This is a genomic window from Azospirillum sp. TSO22-1 (assembly GCF_003116015.1).
In the GTDB taxonomy this organism is placed as follows: Bacteria; Pseudomonadota; Alphaproteobacteria; order Azospirillales; family Azospirillaceae; genus Azospirillum.
The window spans coordinates 1-9954 of the sequence record NZ_LGQZ01000115.1 but is presented as its reverse complement, the minus strand read 5'-3'; the positions used below and the strand labels follow the sequence as shown (position 1 = coordinate 9954).

Annotated in this window: 6 protein-coding genes; 3 read left to right on the top strand and 3 right to left on the bottom strand. The window is 69.7% G+C overall.

The genetic code is table 11. The features are described 5' to 3' along the window. The 3 genes from TSO221_RS26545 to TSO221_RS35150 form a co-directional block, all read right to left on the bottom strand. The coding region (locus TSO221_RS26545; protein ID WP_146208918.1) for an FAD-dependent oxidoreductase at positions 1-175 on the bottom strand (175 nt) is incomplete at its 3' end. A gap of 70 nt (positions 176-245) precedes the next feature. Further along, entirely contained in the window at positions 246-662 is a 417-nt protein-coding gene (locus tag TSO221_RS26540) for a PadR family transcriptional regulator (RefSeq protein ID WP_247878284.1), read from the bottom strand. A gap of 31 nt (positions 663-693) precedes the next feature. Next, positions 694-1074 carry a hypothetical protein gene (locus TSO221_RS35150; protein WP_146208917.1) on the bottom strand — a complete coding sequence of 127 codons (381 nt, stop codon included), beginning with the start codon at positions 1072-1074 and terminating at the stop codon, positions 694-696. Between the two features lie 648 nt (positions 1075-1722). On the opposite strand from TSO221_RS35150, the gene TSO221_RS26535 reads away from it, so the two are divergent. The 3 genes from TSO221_RS26535 to TSO221_RS26525 are packed head-to-tail and all read left to right on the top strand — an operon-like array spanning position 1723 to position 9868. After that, entirely contained in the window at positions 1723-3534 is a 1812-nt protein-coding gene (locus tag TSO221_RS26535) for a thiamine pyrophosphate-binding protein (protein WP_109121523.1), read from the top strand. Between the two features lie 15 nt (positions 3535-3549). Next, a complete protein-coding gene (locus TSO221_RS26530; RefSeq protein WP_109121522.1) occupies positions 3550-4560 on the top strand; it encodes a 3-oxoacyl-[acyl-carrier-protein] synthase III C-terminal domain-containing protein in 1011 nt (336 codons plus the stop codon). Positions 4561-4567: 7 nt separating this feature from the next. Next, the gene (locus tag TSO221_RS26525; RefSeq protein WP_158284226.1) at positions 4568-9868 is read left to right on the top strand and encodes an AAA family ATPase; all 5301 of its coding nucleotides are present in this window, start codon (positions 4568-4570) and stop codon (positions 9866-9868) included. Positions 9869-9954 lie beyond the last annotated feature (86 nt).

Genomic DNA, 9954 nt, shown 5'->3' with positions numbered 1-9954 from the left:
ACGGCGAGAAGACGCGGACGTGCGCCCACGCCCGCAGCGAGGCGCCGACCGCCGGGCCGCGCTCGAAGAGGACGGGGGTGAGACCACGCTGAACGGCGTGCGCGGCGGCGGCGAGGCCGACCGGGCCGGCGCCGATGATGGCGATGGGAAGCGCGGAGCTGGGATCGTGCGACATGCTGCGGGTCCTCCTGGATGCCTTGTTTATCAATGCCTCGATGGGCAAGGTATTGAGCCAAAAAAAGAGATCAGGGACAGCACCCTCCCGGATCGCGGGTGACCACCCGCTTGCTGGCGAGCAGGGCCTGTGTGACCTCCATCCACGCCTCGACGGCGACCTTGAAGGCCTCCCGGCCCTTATCGGTGAGGGTGTAGACCTTGCGCTCGCGTCCGGAGACGATCTCGGCCTCCGAGGTGACGTAACCGCCCTCCTCGAACTCACGCAGGGCCGGGTAGATGGTGCCCTCCGTCGGCGAACAGCAGCCGTTGGTGGTGCGCTCCACGGCGCGGGCGACGTCATAGCCGTGCATCGGGTTCTGGTGCAGGACGCTGAGAATGAAGAACTTCGACAGGCTCATCTTGATCGTACCGTTCCAGTAAGCCCGGCTGGTGAGGTCCGGGGCCGGCTTGGAGACGGAACGGGGGCGTGGTGCGGCGGTGCTCATGGCATTCTTGTATACCTTGATCATCGATGCATCAAGGGAGAAAGCCAACTGACCCACTTCCGCGATTCGGAGATCCGAACATTTCGTGCGGCAACACCTCGGCCAACGTTCGGATCGAGAAGGTCGTCAGAGTTGCGCAAGGCTGTTCCCCATCGATGGCTTCCCAACCTCTTGACGGCAGTTTCGGGGCGTTTCGTTCCAGAGCCACCAGAAAAATTCGTGGCATGGAATCGAAACCACCGCCGGTGATCGGCGCGGCTGGCGCTTCTGCTATTGGTGCCAGAAAGGGATGATGCGCTTGATCGTTCGTGGCGCGCTCCTTGGGGATGATCCACAGTCCGGCATCGAGGTTGACCTCGTTCCAAGTCATGTGCGCCACCTCGTCGCGGCGCTGCGCCGTCAGGGTCAGCAAGTTGATCCACGGGCCGTACGGATAGGGTTATGGCGCCGGTCGCCCGCCAGATCCGGCCGAGTTCATCCGAGGTCAGCACCCGGTCGCGCGGCTTCTCCCTGGTCGGCGCCTTCACGTTCAGGCGAATCGCCGCGGGCGATCACGGTGTACTTGCCCATGGGGTGGCGTCGGCTGACGCGGCCAGCCGCGGCCAGTTCGTGGCGCATTGGCCGTTGCACGCCAACGTGCGCATTATAATCTGCCCTCCTCCCTGGAGCGCCGCCGCGCTGCGCCGTGTGGTTCTCAGGACGCCCTCGTGGCGAGGCTATTCCCCACCCAGCACAGCTCAATGGCAGTGGTTGCCGCCCACGGCGGCGATGCGGCATTTGACCGCGCCGAACGTCGCAGCAGAATGCTCCAGGTGTGCTCGCTCACCGTTGAACCGGACGGGAAAAATGCGTCGAAAGCGGTCTGTCGCATTGCCGTCAACACTCGTGGCGATTAGATGACCGCCACTCAAATTTATCCTTGATGTAAAATGATTTTAATTGTTAGCGTCGATGCGTTGCAAGTGGTGCGCGCCAAGCAAGTAGCGCGGGAGGAAGTCGGCCACAAGGCATCCAGGCATGACGGCCGTGATTCCATCAATCACGCACGGGGAAGGCGCCCATGTTCCATATCGCACCGACGCACAGCGGCACCTACAGCGGAACGGTCGCCGGACTGCTGCTCGAATTCCTGCGCACCGAAGGGGTGCGCACGCTTTTCGGCATCCCGGGCGGCGCGTTGAAGACTCTGCTCGACGTGCTCAACACGCCGGAGAACAACCGGCGCTTCACCTTCGTGGTGTGCCGGCAGGAGTCCGGTGCGGCCTATATGGCCGACGGATATCACCGCATCAGCGACCGTATCAGCGTGGTGCTCACCACCTCTGGACCGGGAGCGACCAACGCCCTGACCGGCGCAATGAATGCCGAGGCCGGGCACTCCGCCGTGCTCACCATCACCGGCGAGGTGCCGGAACAGTTCATGGGTATGGGCTACCTGCAGGAAGGCTTCGACAGCACGCTCGACGTCAACGCCGTCTACCGCAACGCACTGACCTACAGTGCGCTGGTCAGCAACACCGGCAATTTCCGCACGCTGTTCCTGCAGGCGCTGCGCGACGCCATGGCGGTGCCGCGGCGCGCCGCCCACATCGGATTGCCGGACGACGTGTCCGCCGGCACCGTCACCGACGTGCCGCTGCCCGCCTCCCCCGCAGCCTACCGCTGCGCGCTGGCCGCTTGCCGGGAGGAGGACGCGGCGCGCACGCTGGCCACGCTGCTGGACGGCGAGCTGCCGCTGCTGCTGCTCGGCAACGGCTGCCGGCGGGCGCTGGCCGACCCGGCCCGGCTGAACCGTTTCACCCGCTTCGTCGAGCGTTTCGCGCTGCCAGTGGCGACTACGCCGAACGGCAAGGCGATATTCCCCGAGACGCACCCACTGTCGCTGCGCAATTACGGAGCCGCCGCCTGCCTGTGGCCGGCGCAGTACATGAAACTGGCTGACCCGGCCTACGACCGGCTGGTGGTGCTGGGCTCGACGCTGGGGCAGTTGGCAACCGCCAGTTGGAATCCGCTTCTGGTGCCGCGGGGTGGGCAGTTCGTACAGGTCGACGCCGATCCCTCGGTGATCGGCCGCTCGCTGCCGGTCGACCACGGCGTGGTGGCCGAACTGGGCGCCTTCATCGATACCCTGTGCGCCTTGAGCGAAACGGTCGAGCCGCCGGCCAGCGTCGAGGGCCGCCGTGCCGCCATCGATGCCATCCGCCGCACCCCGCCCTGGTACGCGCCGGAGAAGTACGAGTCGGAGGCCCGCCCGCTCTTCCCGCAGGCGATGATCCGCGTCGTCAACACGCTGTTCGCCAGCCTTGCCCACGGCAACCCGCGGGGCAACCACATCTTCATCGACTGCGGCAGCTGCGTGGGCTGGGCGCTGCATTACCTGGAGGTGGACACGCCGAACGCCGTGCACAGCTCGCTCGCCATGGGACCGATGGGCTTCGCGGTGGGCGGCGTGGTCGGTGCGCAGCTCGCCTGCCTGGAGCAGGGCAATGCCGACGCCGTCTGCCTGGGCATCGTCGGCGACGGCGCCTTCCTGATGCAGGGGGCCGAGGTGTCGACCGCGCACCAGTACGGCGCCGGGGCGATCTGGCTGGTGCTGCGCGACAACGACCTGTCGATGGTCAGCCAGGGGCAGGCCTACTTCTACCCTCCGGCGGCTCGCTGGTATGACCATTACAAGCTGGGCGACGCCGACCTGGCGCAGGTGGCGCGCGGTTACGGCGCCGATGCCTACGACGTGCATGACCCGCACCAACTGGCGGCCGCGCTGCAGCAAGCGGTGCACAACGCCCGGCGCCACCGCAGGCCGCAGGTGGTGGTGGCGCACATCAACACCCACGAGGTCTCCCCCTACTTCCCGCCCAAGACGCCCTGAGCCCAGGAGGACCTGATGAGCGCTCCCGCCCCCCAGATCGCAGGGCTCGGCTACGCGGTGCCACCGCTGGTGCGCGGCAACGACGATCCGGTCTTCGACTGGATCAAGCAGCACAACCCGCAATACACAGACCTGTTCACTGGGCTGCAGTACCGCCGGGTGCTGGCACCGGGGCAGTCGCTGGGCCCGCTGATGGCCGCCGCCGCGGCGCGGGCGCTGGCCGACGCCGACATCCCGCCACGGCAGGTGGATCTGCTGGTCGGCTGGGGGTCGGTGGCGCGCTACTACTCACCCAACGACATCACCGAGGTGCACTACCTGCTGGGCCTGCCGCCGCACTGCCGGATCGTGCCGCTGGGCAGCGAGTTCACCTGCTTCCAGGACGGCATCGTCATGACCGACGCCATGCTGCGCCAGAAGGCGGCGGGCACGGCGCTGGTGGTGGTCGGTGCCAACTGGACGCAGCATGTGGACTATCACGAGGCGGTCAGCATCGGCGCCTCCGACGGTGCAGGCGCGGCGGTGCTGAGCGCCGGCACGTCGTCCGCCCGCTTCACCGTGGTGGACAGCCTGAACCGGGTCGACACCAGCTTCTACGGCACCATGTACGTCGGTCAGCGCCCGCTCGACCTGCCGTGCGAATGCACGAAGGACCTGCGCGACGGTGCCTTCACCAAGGTGTTGATGACCTTCAACCCCGGCGCCTCGCAGGCGTTCTGGGACTTCGGCGCGGTCGTGCCGGCGGAGGTGACGCTGGCGCTCATCGAGAAGCACGGGCTGAGCGGCGCCGACATCACCCTGATCTCGCACCAGACCACCGACAAGCTGATCAACGCCTGGGCCGAGCGTATCCAGCCAGCGCAATACCTGCAGACGCTGAAGGAGCTGGGCAACATGACCTCCGCCTCGGTGGCGGTCAACTTTGCCAAGCTGTACGAGCAGATCGAGAAGGACTGGGTGGTGCTGCTCGCCCCTGGCCACCAGCAGCAGGCGGGTGCGGTGCTGCTGCGCCGCACCCGGCGCTGATCCCGCCGTGCGGGCGGTTCCCGGCTACGCGCTGCGCGAGGTCCTGCACCGCGGCTCCGTCTCAGGAGTGGCGGTGGCGGTCCGCACCGCCGATGGCCGGGAGGTGGTGCTCAAGGCGGTGCTCGCTGCCTTCGCCGATCCGGCCACGCTGGCTCAGTACCGCACCGAGCACGCCTGCCTGACGGTGTTGGCCGATCACGCCGTGCCGCGGGTGCATGCCCTGATCGAGGACGGGCCGCCGGTGCTGGTGCTCGACCGCGTGCCGGGCGGCGAACTGGCCAGCGCGATCCCGGGCGGCGGTCTGCCACTGGCGGAGTTTCTGACGCTGGCCCTGGGCATCGCCGAGGGGCTGGAGCCGGTGCACCGCGCCGGCATCGTGCACGGCGACCTCAACCCGACCAACATCATGGTGGCACCGGACGGCAGCGCGGCGACGCTGATCGACTTCGGGCTAAGCCTGCGCATCGGCGAGGCCGGCCACGCCTCCTCCCCGCTGCGCTCTGCCGGCAACCTGCGCTACGTGGCACCGGAGCAAACCGGGCGCACGCGCCTGCCCATCGACCAGCGCGCCGACCTCTATGCATTGGGCGCCACCTTCCACCACATGCTGACCGCCCGCCCGCCGTTCCCCACCGAGGACCCCGCGGAACTGATCCACGCCCATCTGGCGGTACTGCCCGAGCCGCCCTCGGCACGACGGCCGGAGATACCGGCGCTGCTGTCGGCCATGGTGCTGAAGCTGATGGCCAAGGCGCCGGACGACCGCTACCAGACCGCCGCCGGCGTCGTCGCCGACCTGAGCCGGTTGCGCGCCGAGTTGGCGGCCGGGCGCACGCCCGACTTCCCGCTCGGTGGTGGCGACCGCACCGGACGCGTTGCGCCGCCCGGCACGCTGTATGGCCGCGCTGCGGCACTCGACGACCTGCGCCGTGCGCTGGCGGAGAGCCGGTCCGGCGGCCACCGCATGGCGCTGATCGTCGGTCCGGGTGGCGTGGGCAAATCCGCCCTGGTGGATGCGTTGCGTACCGACCTGATCGGCGAGCCGGTGCGCTTGGCCCTCGGCAAGTCCGAGCGGCTGCGCCGCGACGTGCCTTACGCGGCACTGATGCCGGCGCTCGGCGGCGCGCTGCGTCAGTTGCTGACCGAACCGGAGGAGCGGCTCATATCCTGGCGCGCCACGCTGACGGCGGCGCTTGGTCGCAATGGTGGCGTGCTGACCGAACTGCTGCCCGAGCTGACGCGGCTGATCGGCAATCCGCCGCCGCCTCCCCATCTCCCACCGACCGAGGCACACCACCGTTTCGCCCGCACGCTCAAGGCGCTCATCGACGCGCTGGCGACGCCGGAGCGGCCGCTGGTGCTGGTGTTGGACGACCTGCACTGGGCCGATCGTTCCAGCCTCGACCTGCTCGCCCCGTTGCTTGACGGGAGCGGGGCCGGCCTGCTGTTGATCGGCACCTGCCGCGACGAGGCCGACGATGGGACCGGCGCCCTGCCGCCGGAGGTCGCAGCGGCGGTCGAGGCGGTGGCCACACATGGGCGCCTCGCCGCCCGCATCGAGCTCCGGCCGTTGGCGCTGCCCGACGTGACGCGGTTCGTCGCCGACGCGCTCGGCGCCGCCATACCGGCCGTGGCGCCGCTGGCCGAACTGGTGTTCGTCAAGACGCATGGCAACCCGTTCTTCGTCGCCAACCTGCTGGTGACGCTGAGCGCCGAAGGAGCGCTGGCGCACGGCCCCGACGGTTGGACCTGGGATGCCGCGCGCATCGCCGCCCGGGCGGGCGCCGACAATGTCGTCGCCTTCCTGGCCCGCCGCCTGCGCGAGCTGCCGGCCGCCACCCGACGCGTGCTGGAAGCTGCCGCCTGCCTGGGTACCCGCCCCGACCCGGCGCTGATCGCCGCAGCGCTCGGCATCGCCCGAAGCGCGGTGGACGCCGCGCTGGCAACCGCGGTGAATGAGGGGTTGATGCGCGCCGCTTCCGGCGGGGTGGAGTTCGTGCACGATCGCATCCAGGAGGCTGCCGCCTCGCTGCTGATGCCGGAAGAGGTGCAGGCTCTGCATCTCGCACTGGCTCGCCTGCTGCTGGACCGACTGGAGGAGGCTCCGGAGGACGCCAGCCTGTTTGCCGCGGCACTGCACCTGAACCGCGCCGGTCCCATGGCGGCAACCGCCGGGCTGCTGCGCCGCAAGGCCGAGGTGAACGTGCGCGCCGCCGAGCGGGCGCGGGCAACCGCCGCCTTCGGCCCGGCGCTGACTTTCGCCGAGGCGGCGCTGTCGGCGATGCCGGAAAGCGCGTGGAACGAGGACCCAGCATGGTGTGCGCGCGTGCATCTGCTGGTCGCCGAGGGGCTGGCTCTGGCCGGCAAGTCGGCAGCTTTCGATGGCTTCGCCGACGCGCTGGAGCCGCGCCTGTCGGCCCGAGCCGACACGGTGGCGCTTGGTCGCCTGCGGTTGATGTCGCTGATGGCGCGGGGGCGCGCCGCCGACGCCGCGGCCGCCGGGCTGGCGGCGCTGGCGATCCTGGGCGTGCCGCTGCCCGCCGACCCCGACGCGGCAGGGCGCGCCATCGGCGCCGAACTGGGAGAGATCGCCCGACTGATGGGCGGCCGCGCGCCGGCTGACCTCGCCGCCCTGCCACCGCTGGCCGACGAGGCTGTAGGCATGGCCAACGCGGTGCTGGTGGAGCTGGCACCGGCGCTGTTCACCGCCAAGATGATGGAGCACTACGCGCTGGCTGGGCTGACGAACACGCGGCTGGCGCTGGCGCACGGCCTGGGGCCGTTCGCCCCGGTGATCTTCGCCACGCACGCGGTCATCCACCTGAACGTCACCGGTGATGCTCGCGCCGCCGACGCCTTCTGCCGGTTGGCGCTCGACCTCGACGCTCGAGGCGGCGGGCTGCTCACGGCGCCGGTCGCCTTCGTGTACGGCTATTTCGTCAGCCACTGGGTGAATCCGCTGGAGGATGGCCTGCGCCTCGCCCGGCTGGGGGCGGAACGCGGACTGGAGTTGGGCGACCTGGAGTTCGGCTCCTTCAACCTGGCGCACACGGCGATGCTGACCGCTTATTCCGGTGCGCCGCTGGACGAGGTGGCGGCCTTGTGCGAACGACAACGCCGCCTGATCGGCGGCTGGCAGTACGTCGCCGGTTGGCACTGCCTGCTGGAGCGCCAAGTGGCGCACGCCCTGATGGGTCTGACCGCCGGTCCGCAAAGCCTGGGTGACGGAGACGTGGACGAGGAGCGCGACCTCGCCTGCATCCTGCACTCACAGAACGCCAAGCAAGGCGGTTACCTGATCGGCCACAGGCTGCGGCTGGCCTACCTGTTCGGCGATCATGCCGCGGCCCGCACCCTGGCCGACACACTGACGCCCTTCGCCCCCGTGATCGCCGCCCAGCTGTTCGAGGCGGAGGCCGCGACCTTCGCCGCACTCGCGCTGCTGACCGGCGATCCCGACACCGGGTGCCGCGCCCGCGCGACGGCGCTGCTGGACCGGCTGCGCGGCTGGGCAGCCGTGAACCCGGTCAATTTCGGCCACAAGGCGCTGTTGGTGGAGGGCGAGGCCGCTCGTGCCGGCGGTCGTCCGCTCGATGCGCTGCGCTGCTGGCGGGAAGCAGAGGCGGCGGCCGAGCGCCACCGTTTCACCCCCGACGCCGCGTTGGCGGCGGAACTGACCGGCCTGCTTTACGAGGATCTGGGCGACGTGGCAGCGGCCGGCGCCCATCTGAAGCGCGCCTTCCACCGCTACCGCCAGTGGGGAGCGGCCGCCAAGGCCGACGCGATGCGGCGCCGTCACCCGGGTATCGAGTGGTCGGCCGGCGCGCCGGCACGCAGCGGCAACCGGCGCTCCACTTCGTCAGGCGAAGTGGACGTCGATATCGCCGCGGTGCTGAAGGCCGGACAGGCGATTTCCGGCGAGATCGCGCTGGATCGGCTGCTGGAGCGCGTGCTGGGCACCATCGTGGAGAATGCGGGGGCGCAGTCGGGTTGCCTGCTGCTGCGCCGCGGCGATGCGCTGGTGCTACGCGCCCGGCGCGGCGCCGACGGAGCCGTCGACACCATCGAGTGCCCGCTCGCCGCCTGCGCCGGAGCGGGGGCCGGGCTGGCGCACGCCGTGGTCAACTACACCGGGCGCACCGGCGAGACGGTGGTGCTGGACGACGCGCAGCGCTCCCCTGACTTCTTCCACGACCCGCACGTGGCGGCGACCGGCGTGCGCGCCGTGCTGTGCGCCCCGGTGATCGAGCACGGCAGCTTCGCCGGCCTGATCTATCTGGAGAACAACCTGACCCCCGGCGCCTTCACCGAGGGGCGGGTGAAGGTGGTGCAGTTGCTGGCGGCGCAGGTCATCATCTCGCTGCGCAACGCCGAGCTGTACGCGCAGATGGCCGACATCAACAGCACGCTGGAACGGCAGGTCGCCGAGCGCACCCACGCGCTGAGCCAGCAATCGGCGGTGCTGAGCCGGACGCTCGATGAGGTGCGTGCCGCGCATGAGCAGTTGAAGCTGACCCAACAGCAGCTGGTGCAGGCGGAAAAACTGGCGGCACTTGGCCAGCTGGTCGCCGGCGTGGCGCACGAGATCAACACGCCGCTCGGTGTCGCGGTGACCGGCGCCTCACACCTGGTGGACGAGACCGCGCGCATACAGGCGCTGGCTCGCGACGGCCGGGTGCGGCGCAGCGACTTCGACCTCTACCTGGAAAGCGCCGGCGAACTGGCCGGGCTGCTGCTGACCAACGTGGCACGGGCGGGCGAGCTGGTACAGAGCTTCAAGCTCGTGGCCGCCGACCAGACCGGCGATGACCGCCGTGCCTTCACGCTCAAGTCCTGGCTGGACGATCTGATGACCAGCCTCAGCCCGAGTTGGAAGCGCGCCGGACACAGCGTCTGCCTCGACTGCCCGGACGGGGTGACACTCGACAGCTACCCCGGTGCGCTGGCGCAGGTGCTGACCAACCTGACCAAGAATGCGCTTGACCATGCCTTCCCCAATGGTCGCGCCGGCCGCATCAGCCTGTCGGTCCAGCCGCTGGAGGGAGCGGTGGAAATGGTCTTCGCCGATGACGGCGCCGGCATCGCGGCGGAGCACCGCGCCAAGGTCTTCGACCCGTTCTTCACCACCCGCCGCAACGTCGGCAACACCGGGCTTGGTCTGCACATCACCTACAACTTAGTGACCAGCCGCCTGGGGGGCGAGATTCGCCTGGATGGGGCGGACGACGGCACCCGCTTCGTGTTGCACCTGCCGCTGTCCGCGCCGAACCCGGAGCAACCAACCACTGGTCTGCAGCGGGGCGCGTGAATTGACAGCCCGTTTCAGAAGTCTGGCGGGGGCAGCCGCTTGCGGTTGGGGTGAACGAGGCGGTGGATCATCAGGCGGATGGCCGC